This window comes from Streptococcus sp. Z554 (genome assembly GCF_053010305.1).
The window spans coordinates 126,779-142,348 of record NZ_JBRKNV010000001.1 but is presented as its reverse complement, the minus strand read 5'-3'; the positions used below and the strand labels follow the sequence as shown (position 1 = coordinate 142,348).

Annotated in this window: 20 protein-coding genes, 1 tRNA gene and 1 other annotated feature (1 of these 22 running past the window's edge); of the genes, 10 read left to right on the top strand and 11 right to left on the bottom strand. The window is 36.5% G+C overall.

The genetic code is table 11. The features are described from left to right. Positions 1 to 77 (bottom strand) — a sequence feature (ribosomal protein L21 leader region); it reaches 10 nt to the left of the window's first position. Between the two features lie 54 nt (positions 78 to 131). Continuing rightward, positions 132 to 827: a YoaK family protein gene (locus tag ACVC7R_RS00805; protein WP_447263096.1), complete on the bottom strand. Its 696-nt coding sequence runs from the start codon at positions 825 to 827 to the stop codon at positions 132 to 134. Positions 828 to 973: 146 nt separating this feature from the next. Between ACVC7R_RS00805 and ACVC7R_RS00800 the strand changes: the two genes are divergently transcribed. Both ACVC7R_RS00800 and ACVC7R_RS00795 read left to right on the top strand, forming a co-directional pair. Further along, complete coding sequence (locus ACVC7R_RS00800; RefSeq protein WP_447263095.1) at positions 974 to 1,951, top strand: Gfo/Idh/MocA family protein; 978 nt, start codon at positions 974 to 976, stop codon at positions 1,949 to 1,951. Beyond that, on the top strand, positions 1,948 to 3,030 hold the full coding sequence (locus tag ACVC7R_RS00795; RefSeq protein ID WP_447263094.1) for a DEAD/DEAH box helicase: 1,083 nt from the start codon (positions 1,948 to 1,950) through the stop codon (positions 3,028 to 3,030). The genes ACVC7R_RS00800 and ACVC7R_RS00795 overlap by 4 nt, the downstream gene beginning before the upstream one ends. Positions 3,031 to 3,208: 178 nt before the next feature. Here the strand turns inward: ACVC7R_RS00795 and ACVC7R_RS00790 are convergent, their stop codons facing one another. Beyond that, complete coding sequence (locus ACVC7R_RS00790) at positions 3,209 to 3,586, bottom strand: DUF1934 domain-containing protein (RefSeq protein WP_447263093.1); 378 nt, start codon at positions 3,584 to 3,586, stop codon at positions 3,209 to 3,211. A gap of 72 nt (positions 3,587 to 3,658) precedes the next feature. On the opposite strand from ACVC7R_RS00790, the gene ACVC7R_RS00785 reads away from it, so the two are divergent. Together ACVC7R_RS00785 and yidA are read left to right on the top strand one after the other, a co-directional pair. Beyond that, complete coding sequence (locus ACVC7R_RS00785) at positions 3,659 to 4,963, top strand: HD domain-containing protein (protein ID WP_447263092.1); 1,305 nt, start codon at positions 3,659 to 3,661, stop codon at positions 4,961 to 4,963. A 12-nt stretch (positions 4,964 to 4,975) separates the two neighbouring features. Beyond that, entirely contained in the window at positions 4,976 to 5,782 is an 807-nt protein-coding gene (gene yidA, locus ACVC7R_RS00780; protein ID WP_447263091.1) for a sugar-phosphatase, read from the top strand. A gap of 47 nt (positions 5,783 to 5,829) precedes the next feature. Here the strand turns inward: yidA and ACVC7R_RS00775 are convergent, their stop codons facing one another. The 3 genes from ACVC7R_RS00775 to ACVC7R_RS00765 form a co-directional block, all read right to left on the bottom strand. Continuing rightward, positions 5,830 to 6,048, bottom strand: coding sequence for an AbiV family abortive infection protein (locus ACVC7R_RS00775; RefSeq protein ID WP_447263090.1), 219 nt, complete (start codon positions 6,046 to 6,048; stop codon positions 5,830 to 5,832). Beyond that, positions 6,045 to 6,431 carry an AbiV family abortive infection protein gene (locus ACVC7R_RS00770; protein ID WP_447263089.1) on the bottom strand — a complete coding sequence of 129 codons (387 nt, stop codon included), beginning with the start codon at positions 6,429 to 6,431 and terminating at the stop codon, positions 6,045 to 6,047. The genes ACVC7R_RS00775 and ACVC7R_RS00770 overlap by 4 nt, the downstream gene beginning before the upstream one ends. A 323-nt stretch (positions 6,432 to 6,754) precedes the next feature. Beyond that, positions 6,755 to 7,240, bottom strand: a complete 486-nt coding sequence (locus ACVC7R_RS00765; RefSeq protein WP_447263088.1) for a hypothetical protein — start codon at positions 7,238 to 7,240, stop codon at positions 6,755 to 6,757. A gap of 1,151 nt (positions 7,241 to 8,391) precedes the next feature. Between ACVC7R_RS00765 and ACVC7R_RS00760 the strand changes: the two genes are divergently transcribed. From ACVC7R_RS00760 to ACVC7R_RS00735, 6 genes are all read left to right on the top strand, one after another. Continuing rightward, on the top strand, positions 8,392 to 8,784 hold the full coding sequence (locus ACVC7R_RS00760) for a hypothetical protein (RefSeq protein WP_447263087.1): 393 nt from the start codon (positions 8,392 to 8,394) through the stop codon (positions 8,782 to 8,784). 73 nt (positions 8,785 to 8,857) lie between these two features. Then, on the top strand, positions 8,858 to 9,457 hold the full coding sequence (locus ACVC7R_RS00755; protein ID WP_447263086.1) for a hypothetical protein: 600 nt from the start codon (positions 8,858 to 8,860) through the stop codon (positions 9,455 to 9,457). After that, on the top strand, positions 9,451 to 10,212 hold the full coding sequence (locus tag ACVC7R_RS00750) for a cell division protein FtsK (protein WP_447263085.1): 762 nt from the start codon (positions 9,451 to 9,453) through the stop codon (positions 10,210 to 10,212). Before ACVC7R_RS00755 ends, ACVC7R_RS00750 begins: the two co-directional genes overlap by 7 nt. Before the next feature lie 194 nt (positions 10,213 to 10,406). Continuing rightward, positions 10,407 to 11,795, top strand: a complete 1,389-nt coding sequence (locus ACVC7R_RS00745) for a Rep family protein (protein WP_447263084.1) — start codon at positions 10,407 to 10,409, stop codon at positions 11,793 to 11,795. A 27-nt stretch (positions 11,796 to 11,822) separates the two neighbouring features. Further along, entirely contained in the window at positions 11,823 to 12,158 is a 336-nt protein-coding gene (locus ACVC7R_RS00740; protein WP_447263083.1) for a DUF771 domain-containing protein, read from the top strand. Positions 12,159 to 12,200: 42 nt separating this feature from the next. Continuing rightward, the gene (locus tag ACVC7R_RS00735; RefSeq protein ID WP_447263082.1) at positions 12,201 to 13,343 is read left to right on the top strand and encodes a site-specific integrase; all 1,143 of its coding nucleotides are present in this window, start codon (positions 12,201 to 12,203) and stop codon (positions 13,341 to 13,343) included. A 50-nt stretch (positions 13,344 to 13,393) separates the two neighbouring features. On the opposite strand, the gene ACVC7R_RS00730 is transcribed toward ACVC7R_RS00735, so the two are convergent. The 6 genes from ACVC7R_RS00730 to ACVC7R_RS00705 form a co-directional block, all read right to left on the bottom strand. Beyond that, positions 13,394 to 13,465 (bottom strand) — tRNA-Arg (locus ACVC7R_RS00730). A gap of 43 nt (positions 13,466 to 13,508) precedes the next feature. Next, a complete protein-coding gene (rplS, locus tag ACVC7R_RS00725) occupies positions 13,509 to 13,856 on the bottom strand; it encodes a 50S ribosomal protein L19 (RefSeq protein WP_001068670.1) in 348 nt (115 codons plus the stop codon). A gap of 118 nt (positions 13,857 to 13,974) precedes the next feature. Next, a complete protein-coding gene (gene crcB, locus ACVC7R_RS00720) occupies positions 13,975 to 14,304 on the bottom strand; it encodes a fluoride efflux transporter CrcB (protein WP_447263081.1) in 330 nt (109 codons plus the stop codon). Continuing rightward, on the bottom strand, positions 14,298 to 14,672 hold the full coding sequence (gene crcB / locus ACVC7R_RS00715; protein ID WP_447263080.1) for a fluoride efflux transporter CrcB: 375 nt from the start codon (positions 14,670 to 14,672) through the stop codon (positions 14,298 to 14,300). The genes crcB (ACVC7R_RS00720) and crcB (ACVC7R_RS00715) overlap by 7 nt, the downstream gene beginning before the upstream one ends. Then, positions 14,669 to 14,935: a chorismate mutase gene (locus ACVC7R_RS00710; RefSeq protein ID WP_447263079.1), complete on the bottom strand. Its 267-nt coding sequence runs from the start codon at positions 14,933 to 14,935 to the stop codon at positions 14,669 to 14,671. Before ACVC7R_RS00710 ends, crcB (ACVC7R_RS00715) begins: the two co-directional genes overlap by 4 nt. Positions 14,936 to 15,050: 115 nt before the next feature. Continuing rightward, the gene (locus ACVC7R_RS00705) at positions 15,051 to 15,494 is read right to left on the bottom strand and encodes a flavodoxin (RefSeq protein ID WP_263393487.1); all 444 of its coding nucleotides are present in this window, start codon (positions 15,492 to 15,494) and stop codon (positions 15,051 to 15,053) included. Between the last annotated feature and the right edge of the window lie 76 nt (positions 15,495 to 15,570).

Here is a 15,570-nt window from a genome sequence, read left to right as displayed (position 1 = left end):
AGACTCGCCTAGCATCGTGGGACGAACCACTTAAGCTCATGGGATGAGCGACGATGTTCGTGCGGTTGCACAGGACTGTGCATAGTCAACTCTACAAGTATAGCATGATTCTAAATTTTTGACAAGTATTTTCACTCAAAATTCAGCGTTTTAGTAGACTTTTTTCGCAAAGCAGATAAAACCATACTTAGATAAAAAATACTCATCATGATAGGGACACCTAAAATCGTTTTTTCGTTGAAAACAATGGTTAAGTATGCTGAAAATACTACACCTAGAATGAAACTAATGAGTAGACTCACAAAAATCAAGCCCTCCATCAAAAACGCTGTATGCTTGGTTCGGACGTATTCACCAAAAGCTAACATGGTACGTTTGATATTTCCCGTCATAAAGGCATTGTTATAGGCAATTCCAGAAACTTCTCCAAAAGCTGTTGTAACGAGACCCATACAAAAAGCCAGAGGAGGAACAATAAACATGTTATCAACACTCAATGGAATAAAGCCGATTATCAATGATAAAATAGCTAATGGAACAAGTGATAGAATAGGTTTTTTAACAATGCGAAGTTTTTCCTTGTAAATCGTAAGCAAAAAAACGCCTAACATGAAAGATAAAAGTGTCAATATCTTTATTTCAGCATCAGCCAAATTTCTCTGAACGATTCCGACTGATAGAAATACCACATTCCCCGTTTGCCCAGCGACTAAGGTATTCCCTCTTACAATAAAGGTATAGGCATCGACATAGCCTGCACAAAAAGTCAAAAAAAGCGCCAATCTTTTTGAATGACGAGAAATTTTTCTCATAGGTAATAATCTCATACTAAACTCCTAAATATCCAGTAACCATTGTACCATTTTTTCTAGAAATTTAGAAGTATCAAAGCAAAAGAATTATCTCAAGGTAACGAGTTGGCTCTTTCTATGATATAATGAAATCAATCATTACTTGTGGAAAAGGAGTAACTATGCTAAAACTTGGTATCATAGGAACTAGTTCAATCAGCCATCATTTTCTAGAGGCTGCCCATACTAGCGGGAAATTTCAACTGGGTGCAGTCTATTCTAGAAAAATAGAAACCGCAGAAAAGTTTGTTGAACAGTATCAAGGCGTTAAGCTATTTGATCAACTAAATGATTTCTTTAAGGATTCATTCGATGTGGTATACATTGCTAGTCCCAATTCCCTGCATTTTAGTCAGGCAAAGATGTCTTTAACTGCTGGAAAACATGTTATCCTTGAAAAACCAGCTGTCACTCAACCACAAGAATGGCAGGAATTAGTTCAAACGGCTAAAGATAATAAATGTTTTATCTTTGAAGCAGCACGTAACTATCATGAAGATGCTTTCGCTACAATTAAGAGCTTCCTTGCTGACAAAGAGGTTCTTGGTGCAGATTTTAACTTTGCCAAATATTCATCTAAAATGCCTGAACTCCTTGCTGGCAATACTCCAAACGTTTTCTCAGACCGTTTTGCAGGCGGGGCCCTTATGGATCTTGGTATTTATCCGATTTATGCAGCTGTTCGCTTGTTTGGAAAACCGACTCATGCAACCTATCAAGCTCAGAAACTAGATAATAGCATTGATTTAAATGGAGATGGCACTCTCACCTATCCTAACTATCAAGTACACATCAAAGCAGGAAAGAATATCACTTCTAATCTTCCTTGCGAAATATATACGACAGATGGAACACTGACACTTAATACAATTGAACATGTTCGCTCAGCTATTTTTACAGATCATCAAGGAAATCAAGTCCAGCTTCCTATCCAGCAGGCTCCTCACACCATGACTGAGGAAGTTACTGCTTTTGCAAACATGGTCCAGCAACCAGATCAAACTCTCTACCAATCTTGGATTGATGATGCGACACACGTCCACGACCTACTTTACACCATGCGCCAGGATGCTGGCATTAGATTTGAGGCAGAAAAATGAAAACCAAACTACCTACCGAATGGCAAGAATTGATTGACCAACTGGGCTTCCAAGAATTTACTCCCATTCAAACTCAACTTTTTGAACCTATAACAGAAGGTGAAAATCTTCTTGGAGTCAGTCCAACTGGAACAGGAAAGACTTTGGCCTATCTCCTACCTAGTCTTCTCAAACTCCAAAAGAAAAAAGCCCAACAACTCTTGATTTTAGCACCGAATACTGAGCTTGCTGGACAAATTTTTGACGTCACTAAAACCTGGGCTGAGGCTATCGGATTAACAGCTCAGCTATTTCTATCAGGTTCGAGCCAAAAACGCCAAATAGAACGACTTAAAAAAGGTCCAGAAATTTTGATTGGAACACCTGGTCGTATCTTTGAACTGGTCAAATTGAAAAAAATCAAGATGATGAACGTGGAAACCATCATTCTGGATGAATTCGACCAACTACTTGATGATTCTCAGATTCATTTTGTGGAAAAGATTACCCACTACGCACCTCGTGACCACCAACTCATCTACATGAGTGCCACTACCAAATTTGACCAAGATAAAATCGCACCTAACACGCGCACCATTGACCTCTCGGATCAAAAATTAGACAACATCCAACACTTTTACATGCAGGTGGACCAACGTCACCGAGTCGATATGCTTCGTAAACTGGCACAGGTTGAAGATTTCCGTGGTCTCGTCTTCTTTAATAGCTTGTCAGACCTTGGAAGTGCCGAGGAAAAATTACAATATCGTGATGTTTTAGCAGTTTCGCTAGCTAGCGATGTCAACGTTAAGTTTAGAAAAGTTATTCTAGAAAAATTCAAAGATAATCAACTGACACTACTTCTTGCCACAGACCTTCTCGCTCGTGGTATCGACATTGATAGCTTGGAATGCGTGATTAATTTTGATGTCCCTAGAGACACGGAAACTTATACTCACCGTGCTGGACGTACAGGACGTATGGGGAAAGAAGGATATGTCATCACACTTGTAACCCATCCAGAAGAACTTAAAAAACTGAAAAAATATGCAAGTGTACGTGAGATCGTTCTAAAAAATCAAGAACTCTATATCAAATGAGAGTGGGACAGAAATCGGTCACTCGTTAGAATTCGATCTCGTCGTCCCATCTCCGCACAGTTGAGTAGGGCTGTAAAAGCTGATGAAATCAGCGTAGTAGAGCCCACTCAACCACTGCGTCTTGCTCGACAATCAAAAGACAATTTAGAGGCTAGAACATTTGTCCTAGCCTCTTTTTTTATCCCCAGGTAATTTCTAGACAGTAGTTGGCAAATGGAACTCCTTCTTTGTTTTGTAGTTGGTAAGCTAGTTCAATCTTCTCTTCACCAGCTTCATAGTGGCTTGTTTGGATGATAAACTCCTGCATTCCCATAGGTGTTGGAATATAGGCTAAGCTATCGGTACCCTTGAGAAAACGCATGATGGTCTTGGGATTTGAGAAACGCGTCATGACTAGCTCTTCTTCCTGAAACTTAATCACAACCTTTTCTTGCTCTTCATTGTAAAACAAAAGATAGGTAAAATCGCCTTTTTCACGTAATTCAACATCATAAAGTTGGTCGATTACTTCTAATTGTTCATCGAACTTGATGGTATTTCTCATTCTAATCTTCACAACTATACCTCTTTCCTCTCACTTATCCCTACTATTTTACCAAAAAGCCAAGGAATTTGCTATAATGGTCTTATGAATGAAAAAGTATTTCGTGACCCCGTTCACAACTATATCCATGTTAATAATCAAGTCATTTATGACCTGATCAATACCAAAGAATTTCAGCGGCTCCGTCGCATCAAACAGCTTGGGACATCTAGCTATACTTTCCATGGTGGAGAGCATAGTCGTTTTTCTCACTGTTTGGGTGTCTACGAAATTGCCCGTCAAATCACTGAGATTTTTGAGGAGAAATATCCTGAGGAATGGGATTCGAACGAGTCTCTCTTAACCATGACTGCTGCTCTTCTACACGACCTCGGACATGGTGCCTACTCTCATACTTTTGAAAATCTCTTTGACACTGACCATGAGGCGATTACCCAGGAAATTATCCAAAACCCTGAAACAGAGATTCATCAGGTCCTTTTGCAGGTAGCACCGGACTTTCCAAAAAAAGTAGCCAGCGTGATTGACCACACTTATCCAAACAAACAAGTGGTGCAGCTGATTTCCAGCCAGATCGATGCAGATCGTATGGACTATCTCCTTCGTGACTCCTACTTTACGGGTGCTTTTTATGGCCAGTTTGATCTGACTCGGATCCTTCGTGTCATTCGTCCTGTTGAAAATGGCATTGCCTTTCAGCGTAATGGCATGCATGCCATCGAAGATTATGTACTCAGTCGTTATCAGATGTACATGCAGGTTTATTTCCACCCAGCCACACGTGCCATGGAAGTCCTTCTGCAAAATCTGTTGAAACGTGCCAAGGAACTCTATCCTGAAAATAAAGACTTCTTTGCTCTTACATCGCCACATCTACTGCCATTTTTCGAGAAAAAGGTAACCTTGTCTGATTATCTTGCGCTTGACGACGGGGTTATGAATACCTATTTCCAACTCTGGATGACTAGTACGGATAAAATTCTAGCTGACCTTTCTCAACGGTTTATCAATCGTAAGGTCTTCAAATCCATCACTTTTTCTGAGGAAGACCAAGACCAGCTTGAAATTATGCGGAATTTCGTAGAAGAAATTGGTTTTGACCCTAACTACTACACTGCTATCCACAAGAATTTCGACCTTCCTTACGATATTTATCGACCAGAGTCTGAGAATCCTAGAACTCAAATCGAGATTGTCCAAAAAAATGGTGAACTGGCAGAACTTTCTAGCCTATCTCCTATCGTTCAATCTCTTGCAGGAAGCCGTCATGGTGACAACCGCTTCTACTTCCCTAAAGAAATGCTTAAGCAAAACAGTATTTTCACGAGTATCATTCAACAATTTTCACATTTAATTGAGAATGATCATTTTAATCCAGATAAGAAATAACAGAGGAAATTTATGAGTATAAAACTAATCGCCGTCGATATTGATGGTACCCTTGTTAATAGGAAAAAAGAAATTACTCCAGAAGTTTTTGCAGCTATCCAAGATGCCAAAGCAGCTGGAGTCAAGGTTGTAATCGCAACAGGACGCCCCATCGCTGGAGTTGCAAAACTTCTTGACGACTTGCAGTTGAGAGACGAAGGGGACTATGTTGTGACCTTTAACGGTGCCCTTGTCCAAGAAACTGCCACAGGTCATGAGATTATCAGCGAATCCTTGACTTACGAGGATTATCTGGATATGGAATTCCTCAGCCGTAAGCTAGGTGTCCACATGCACGCCATTACTAAGGACGGTATCTATACTGCCAACCGCAACATCGGAAAATACACGGTTCACGAGTCAACTCTCGTCAGCATGCCAATCTTCTACCGCACTCCTGAAGAGATGGCTGATAAAGAAATCGTCAAATGTATGTTTATCGATGAACCTGAGATTCTCGATGCTGCGATTGAAAAGATTCCAGCAGATTTTTACGAACGTTACTCTATCAACAAGTCTGCTCCTTTCTACCTCGAGCTTCTCAAAAAAGATGTAGACAAGGGCTCTGCTATCACTCATCTAGCTGAAAAACTTGGACTGACGAAAGATGAGACCATGGCTATCGGTGATGAGGAAAATGACCGTGCTATGCTAGCAGTCGTTGGGAATCCCGTTGTTATGGAAAATGGAAATCCAGAACTCAAAAAAATCGCCAAATACATCACCAAGTCTAACGATGAATCTGGTGTCGCCCACGCTATTCGAACTTGGGTGTTGTAGCAAAAGGTAAAAATAGACAAAAATCGCTCAGCTGAGCGTTTTTTTGTCTATTTCATCTTAGAATTAGCAATAATTTCAAAAAATAAATCAGTTTTCTTTGATAACTCTATTGAGTAATTCGTCCAGCCCACTAGATTATCATCAAACGATTCTATCGCAAATAAAAGTAAATTTCTTGCAAATTCTTGAGTTATTAAATCTTTCGGTGTTACAACACTGTTATTTTTTCTATCACAATAAATTGCTTTTTCTCTTAAATCTTTCAATTCTCCAGAATAAATAAATTTAAAAATTTTTTCAAATTTTCATCAGAAATTGCATTTTTAATCCTTTCGCCCATACAAATAGTGTAGCTTGCTCCTACAATTTGTTTAGACTTATGATCTCTTAATTTATCTTTTCTCACATAGGAATCTGAACCTTTAATAAACATCCCCATTCTAATTTTTCCAACCTCTTCTATCACGCTAATAGCTAGAAAAGATGAAGAAGAATAGGAACTATTTATATACAAAACATATGAATCCGAAATCAACTGAACAACATGATCTAAACATTTATTCAATTGTTCAGTTGAAGAAATATAAAAATTGCTAGCTCCGTTTAAGATAGATTCTATCTTATCAAAAGAAAAATCTTTATCAACCATTAGTACTCCAATTTTTATAATTTATGATATTTTGTTAAAGTGCTTCTAGCGATTGCTTATCGAATCTACGTCGACACTTTATATAAATCTTGTAATTTAGGGGCAAATTTGGGGCGAAACACCTCAAACACCCAGTAAAATCAATAGTTTATATGCCCCCTGCAGTCGATTTGGAGTTAAAATAAGTAAAAATGAGTAACAAAAATATTGATAAATCAAGGTTTTGCCACTCTCTAAATCGTATGTAAAAATAAAAGGTAGAACAAAAGTAGAACAGAATATTGTTAAAAAACTGTTCTACTTTTGTGCTTTATTTAGTCTCCTTAAAGAAAGAATCTCTCAACAGAATTCAACCCATCTGATAAGTGATAAGGATTTCCTTGAGCATCAAAAACTACGAACATTGTCATAGTCATATAGTTTACTCTAAACATAAAGCCTTGGCAACCATAAAGTTCTTGATACTGAATCAACTCCTGTACCTTATTCTTCAGAATGTTATATTGTTTTTCAGAAATTGGTACAGGTTGATATTGTTTTCTGCGATACTGTGAACTAAGGAACATTGCAGGTTGGTTAAAATTAAAGTCTATGTAAGCACCTTCTGGATACTTCTCTAAGTCATGTCTTGATACCCTTACCCAAAGTTTATTATCTTTAAACACAAACGTACCAAAACGGTGAGTATCTCCACTATAATACTTTCGACCATTTAAACTTAACTCAGGTTTTTGAAAGAGTACGTCGGGAACATACCCAGTAATGTTTTTGTGATTGATATAAAAATTACGGTCGCAGACCTTTCGCATGGCTTTAACCATTTCCTTTGCACAAGAACGAGATTCTTGTCTTATATGAGTAAGCATGAAGTTACCTTTTCCATACAATCAAAGTACCTATATTGCAATGTTCTATGCCTAAAAGCTTGCATACTAGGGTGATAGACTTAGACGATTTAATAGCCATAACTTCCCTAAATTACTTGCAACTTGGTGTTTAATGTAGTCTTTCTTTATTTCTTTTGTGCCTGCATCAACTACTACCAAAGGTATTTCATTGAAATGTAAGGAGATCTCAATAAAGTCTTTAATTGTTCTAAGATTATAATCTAAAATGAAGAAAGTATAATAGTTAATCTTAGGTGTAGGTATAGCAGACGGAGAAACTTCCATAAAGTAGTTAACTATTAAGACCGTGATACTTAAAAGTTGGTCTATTGAATAAATAAACTATGACAGCTTCCTATTCTCATTTTATCATATTTCATAAATTTTTAAAACAAATTTATAAGTGATTATTCATTGTAATATTTAATAGATGAAGTCCAGAGACAGCTATTTTTAAAGTGGTGATACTTTATGACATTACGGTAAAAAAAGAAGTTCTTTTTTTATATAAAACAATCTATAAAGTGAACTAATTTACAAATAATAAGTAGTATTGATTTTGCAAAGAATAATACAGCTTATTGCCACAATATAAACCAAGTCAATTATGTTGACTTGGTTTTTTATTTTATTCTTTTAGTAGAAATATCTAAGTCTTTTTCTCACAGTAAATGATTTTTAACCCTATATATAAATCTTCTTCTATACCTAAAACATTAATAGAAAATACATTTAGAATATATAAAATGGCGATGAAACTGAATCCCCCTGTGCAAAACAAGAGAGTTCTTACTAAAATATAAGTTCAATATACCTTAAAGACTTACTTCCCCTTACATATAATATATAAGTATTGCGTATTTTAGAAAAGATTGATTCTTTTAAAAAAGAGATGTCATAAGTTGGAGTATCCCCCTGCTGTATAGTAGTTGAACTTAAAAGAAAGGAGTGGTTAAAATGTACACTTAGTCCAAGATAATGGCTTTCAAATAGTTGTTATCATCAAAGATTAAAATTACTTGTCAGCATTCTAAAAAGTCTGACCACGCAAAGTAGACAAAGGAGAAATTCATATGTCGAAAGGGAAAAAATTAATCGTAGGTGACTACGAAAGCTCAAGAGCACTTTTAGATGCTTTATCAGCTTCTGTTGATATCCCCTCAGAAATCAAAGTAGTTGATACAAATAGCGGAATCATCAATGATGGTCAAGAAAATCAACGTTCGTGGGCATATCTGACATGCGTAGATGTTGAACTCTATGAGCAATTCGCTAGTATTAATCAGGAAGCTTACTGTCCATCGTTGAAAATCAAGTTGAAGAACTATCAAAACGAGAGTTTAGATGGTTTGGTTAATACTGACATCATACTGAATAAGTATGACTTGTCATTTGTCCTTGACAAGTTGAAACAGCCGGTTGGGCTCGCTCTTGTAGCTGAGCTTTCTGATATTTCATTAAAATAAATGATAAAAATAGTGAGTTATCATCTGCATTGTGTAGATGATAACTACTCACTATAAAAAGGAGTAAAAAAATATGCTAATAAAAATACTATCCTATCTTTTTATTGTACTGTTCCTATGGCAAAGTGTGAATGTTCTGTTCATTCTTCTAAAACGACAGTTTCTCATTTTGTCAGATGAGGTTGTTAAGAGAAATGAAAATTTATGGGAACAATGCCTCTTGTTGACAGGCAAGCAAGTTAAGATTATAACCACATTGATCCGAAATGTCATTCTTTGGTTGTTGAAGAAGAAGGTTGATGAACAATTACAAGCTCGAAAAGCTACTATCTTACAAAACGTAGTTAATCATCTCAATCAAAACCTATCCCATGATTTACAGTTAAAAACTATAAATCCTGCTACAACACGAGGTGTAGATATTTGGGTCTATCTCGCTAATAATCTTGACACAAACTCTCAAAAAGAGCTTGAAGAGTATTTCAGGGGTGTGTTGGCTAAATACACAAATGAATTTGCTCTTGACTATATGCACATAGAAATGAATGTTGGTGCTGGTTGGGTTGCTAAATTCGATGTTAAAACAATCGAAGAGGCAACATACAATCGTATGGCAAGAGCTTCTGAGGTTGTTCAAGAAGAGGAATTTGATGAGGACTTAGATTTATGGTAGATACTAGACCATTATTAAAAGTAGGTGGTGGAAAACTAGGTTGGGAGGTTCCTAGTTCTATCATTAACTACCTGATTCTTGGTAATGTAGGTTCAGGAAAATCAGTGATTGCTAAAATGGTTGTCACTGACGTATTTATTACTGCTCACAGAAAAAAAAGAGCGTTACCAATGCTTGTCGTTTCTGAAATCAAACAGGAAGACTGGTTAGAATTTGAAGATAGTCCTAATGTTTTTCTCGGTTGGAGGGCTCACAAAGCTATCGAAGTCGCTTATAATGAGATGATTCGCCGTCAAGAAGATAGATTTATAGAAAGAATACCATTGATTTTATTAGTTGAGGAAGTGACTGTTTTGATGAGTTCACTCGAAGGAAAACAGAAAAGTAAAATTCAAAAAATGCTTAAGTCTATCATCCTCAGTGGTCGAAGTCGCTCCATTTTCTGTTGCTTTGTTTCCCAAGATTTGCCAGCCCAAGACGGAATCGATACAAATCTTCGAAATCAATTTGGAGCTGTTCTCGGTTTAGGAAATATGGCTTCACGTTCAGCAATCGCAGATAATATTTTTTCCCTAGAACCTGGACAAAAGCTAGAAGCTCTTCCAAACCGTTATGGCTGGTATCAAGAAATGAACGGCAGTCAACCTATAAAAGTTCAAGTTCGGAACGTTCGTGACTTTACTAAAATGCACAAAGTGCTTAAGAAGATGCTCGAGCAGTATCAGACACCAAATGAAAGTGCCTCAGAGGGTTAGGGGTGGCAAGCCGTAGTGCTTGTTCATTTTACCAATCCTAACCCTCTGAGGTGCAAATCTGCGGTAGGCAAAATATTTCTAACTTATACTCTAACTATTCTACGCACGTGTTAGACTGGGCTTGTCGACGGTCTAACACTAGAATAGTTAAAAGAATAATTAAAAAATAGTTAAAAAAGAAAGGCTAAATATATATGGCTAAAAAAACAAAAGAAGCACTATTAACTTCTATATCTATTACACAATACTTTCAGCCTAAATATTGGAAGAACGGCTGGGACGAAGAAATAATAAAATCACAAAACGTAGAATCGATTCTACAAGAAATAGTAAATAGAGCCAATCAAGTGGCAACAGTTTCTGAAGCGTATGCAATCAAGCATGATAAGGATACATCTGTAGCATTCGACAAATCTCTTCAAACAACAACTACAGAACTTAAAGAACCGCACATTCACGCTTTACTCAAGTTTGATAAAGGAGCCACACTAATTGACCTAGCGATTCATCTAGGACTTGAACCTCAGTATCTTGAGAAAGCTAAGTCTGGTAGATATGGCTACGATAATTTGTTAGCTTACTTAATTCATGCAAAAGATAAAGAAAAGTATCAATATACTCCTGACGAAGTATTCACTCTGAAAGGTAAAGACTACTTGGAAGTTTATCACGAAAGACAAGGAAGCTGGCTTAAAGGAAAAGCTAAAAAAGAGGTAAAGCAGACTTACGAAGATATTGATTTGCTAATCGATAATATTCTGAACGAGAATATTACCAAAAAAGAGATACTTCTTAACAATGAATACCACATGCTCTACACAATCCATAGAGTTAGAATAAACGATGCAATTAGAACTGTTGGAGAAATTAAAAGTGCCAGAACAAAAGATGAACTGGAAAACGGAGAGTTCAAAAAGACAATATTATTTATATATGGAGCATCTGGCCTTGGAAAATCGACGTTTGCAAAAGAGATAGCAAAAAATCTTATTCAGTTAGCAAAGCTGAATAATAAAAAATGGCAATCAGTCGTGACCGCAGGAACCAATATGTTTGATGAAGTCAACGGAGAAGAAATTCTATTACTTGATGATGTTCGAGGAGATAGCTTAACCGCGTCAGACTGGTTAAAAGTTTTAGATCCATATAATATTAGTCCTATCTCAGCACGTTATCAAAATAAAATAGGTGCTGCCAAGGTCATTATTATCACAAGTTCTAAACATCCTTTAACGTTCTTCTATCATACAAAAGGGAATAATCATGAAGATTTATCACAGTACGTAAGAAGAATTACTCATCTAGTAACGTTGAAGGGAAATAGTGATTCTCCAACTTTTCACGAAGCACAGCCTGAAAGAATAATGAATAGAGTAGTTCAGATTCCAGGTCTCAAGCAAACGACGTCCTTAACTTACGATTTTAAGCCCGATACTAAAATGGAAAGTAAAGAAGAATTGTTATCCATGGTGGTGTCTACAGTTGGACTAAATAATAACTGGGAATTCTGGGATTACAATAAAATAAAACCCCCATCTGGTACTTTGACGAGAGAAGACGAGTATACAGCCAATCAAGAATAGAATTAGTAAATCATGGAGGAAGTAAATATGCAGGACAAAATTATTATTGATTTGAGGGACATAGAGATACCAATTCCTGAAGATATGGTTATTGTTGCTCGAAAAGAATACGAATTTTTAAAACATCAAGCCTCAATCGGCAAGTATCTGACACTTGATGATTTATTAGAAATGCTAACTGTTTCAAGACCATGGTTACTAAGCAATGTTTTGAATGTACCTGAAATTCGCAAAGAAATAGATGTTGAGTTAAATTCTAAAGGTTTTGTGAAATATCCAAAAAACAAGGGTGGTCGTTATTTCTTTCTAGCTAGCAAAGCGCGAAAATGGTTTGAAGATAATTTTAGAGAAATTATGGTATAATAACCTTGGTAAAACCTTGGTTATCTAAGAAAGAGGTAACAAATGGCAACTTTTAGACAACGTACTAAAAGTGGTACATGGGACTATAGAATTGTGGATAGCAATAAAAAACTTGTTGCATCTAAAGGTGGCTTCAGAACGAAGAAAGAAGCGGAAAAAGAAGCTATATCTATTGAATTGAAGTTAATGTCCGGTGCAAAAATTAATTCGCAAGCTAGTTTATATGAGTTATGGGAAGAATGGTTTGATGTTGTTGTAAGGCCACTTGGAAAAAGTGAATCAACGCTTTTTAAGCATAAGAAGAGAGGAGACTTGATAAAGGAACTTTTTCAAGATAGACCGGCAACTTCTATTCGTTTTAGTCAATATCAACGAGCTTTAAATTCATATGCTGAGAGGGTTACAAAAGATACTGTAGCAAGATTAAACTCAGAAATCCGAAAAGTCATTCAGTTTGCTCAACGTGACCAATTAGATATAGTTGATTTTACTGATGGTGCGATTATTTCAGGGATGAAGAAAAGCAAGACAACAGACGAAAAATATATTGACAATATTGAAGACTATTATAAGATTTTAGTTCATTTAAAAAGTCATCTTAATTACAGTAAATCTGTGATTCCTTATCTTTTGTTTGTTTCCTTTAAAACAGGGATGCGTTTCGGAGAGATTTTAGGTTTAACTTGGGATTGCATTGATTTTGAAAATCAAGTCATCCACACTTATAGGCGCTACTATAATTATAAATGGAGACCACCCAAAACGGATACATCTGTTCGAGATGTGCCTATAGATGAAGAAACATCTGAGGTTTTGAAATTATTAAAGAAAGAACAAAAGATTATCTATAAGAATCAAGGTATTAAGGAAAAAGAAAATTTCCTTTTCTATGATGTTGTGTATGGAGTTCCTAGTAATAACGCAGTAAATCAAAGTTTACAATCGCTACTAAAAAAACTAGAAATTTTTCCTTATAATTTAACGGCTACAGGTATTAGACATACTTATGCTAGTTTATTGCTTGCAAAAGGGATTGATATTTGGGTAGTTGCCCATGTAATGGGACATAAAAATATTAAACAGGTAACCGAAACTTACGGTCATTTATTAAAGGAAAAAAAAGAAAAAGAGCATCAATTTATTCGAAAACTTTTGAGCGAGAATCAATTGGTAGAACAAAAGTAGAACAGAAATAAAAAAAGCCCTTTAACAAAGGCTTTTTCCTGTTGTTTAGATGCCCCCTGCAGGAATCGAACCTGCAACTACTCCTTAGGAGGGAGTTGTTATATCCATTGAACTAAGGGAGCTAGAGAAAAACCCTGCCTTGCAGCAGAGTTTTTTATCATCGAATTAACGACGGATTTCTTTGATACGAGCTGCCTTACCTTGAAGAGCACGCAAGTAGTACAATTTCGCACGACGTACTTTACCGTAACGAACAACTTCGATCTTTTCAACACGTGGAGTGTGGATTGGGAAGATACGTTCAACACCTACACCGTTAGAGATTTTACGAACTGTGTAGTTTTCTGAGATGCCAGCACCTTTACGTGCAATAACAACACCTTCAAAGATCTGAACACGTTCACGGTTTCCTTCGACAACTTTCGCGTGTACACGAACAGTGTCACCAGGACGGAATGAAGGGATATCTGTACGAAGTTGACCTTCAGTCAAGCTTTGGATTAATGGATTCATTTTATTCTCCTATCTTTGTCAATCTTGAGGAAACTTCCTCAGCGGATAAACTGTATTTTTGTGCGTCCATTACACACAAGATACAGTTTATCAAATTTCCAGAAAAAAGTAAAGAAATTTATAGCAGAATTCCTAAAAAAATCGCAAGAAAACCAAGCAAGTAGGTTAATAATAGGTAACTATAAAATGTCTTCTTGTCACTTAGCAGTTTTTGGAGTTCATCGTTCAAGGTTGAAAAAGTCGTCAAGCCACCACAAAAACCAGTAGCAAGTATAGAATAGACTTCTTTTGACTCCACATGGTTGTAGCATAATCCAATCAAAAAGCAACCTAGAAGATTGGCTATGAGTGTTCCTAGTGGTAGTTCTGACCCTTGATTATAACGGGAAAAGAAATAACGGACAAGAGCACCCAGTCCACAGGCAAGCGCTAGATAAAATACTACCATTTCTTCCTCCCTAGACAATAAGCAAATAAAAGCCCTCCCCCGACACTCAAAAGCAGATAAATACTTAAGCTAAGATAACGCCCTGTGTCCAGCAATTTCACAGCATCTAAGAGGAGACTAGAAAATGTCGTTAATCCACCGCAGAATCCTGTTCCCAGCGCTAGAATAAGACCTTTACTGCTTCCCTTATAAACCAGATAACCTTTTACAAGGTAGACAAGGCAAAAAATTCCTAAATAGTTGACTACTAGTGTTCCCCAAGGGAAGTCTGGACTAGATGGCAACCATTTCGAAATCTGAAAACGCACAATTCCTCCAAGCATACCTGCTAGAAAGATTCCTAGAGGGTAAAATTTTTCGTTTTTCATTTGATCGTTTTATCCTGATAATCACGCGAACGTTTGAGAATATCTGAAAAAGTCGCTACAATTGTATCTTGGTATTTTTTATTGCTGACACGACTTTTGACTTTTTCAAAGATAACTTTTTCTCTTTTAGTATCTTGAATAGGTTTTCCTGAAGCTTTTTTATAGGCAATTACTCCTTCAACTAAATACATTCTCTCTTCTAACAGTTGGACGATTTGGTCATCGATTTTATCAATTTCTTGTCGAATAATATCTAAATCCATAGGGTCTCCTTTTTTATTGAACTATAGTATCAAAAAAGCACTAGATAGGCTAGTAAAATCTTAAGTCTCATGAATAAAAACTGCACTGACAATTTTCATCAGTGCAACTTCATGCTTATCCCACTTTTGCAGCTAATTCTTCTGCGAATTGCTCCAAGCGTTCAATATCTTCTTCCTCAGCAGAAAGGTCAACTTTAACGCACTCTGAACCTTTTTCAGCTCCTGTAGCTACAAATACTCGGTCAAAGTCATCAACTGCTTTACAGAATTCATCGTAAAAAGTATCACCTGATCCAACGACACCATAGATTTTACCACTCAAGTTGAGGTCTGCTAGATCTTCGTAGAAGTCCATCATCTCATCTGGTAATTCTCCATCTCCGTATGTATAGGTTGCTACAATTGCGATGTCTGCTTCTAAAAAGTCAGAAGCGTCAACAGTTGTACACTCATCAACATCGACATCTAAACCACATTCTCTTAATTTATCTGCTACAATATCTGCGATTTCTTCAGTATTACCGGTCATACTGGCAAATACAATTTTTGCTAATGCCATAAGGTCCTCCTCAATTAATCTTTCTCCATTATATCACATCTTTTTCATTTTAAAAATAAAAACTCTTGTGCTACAA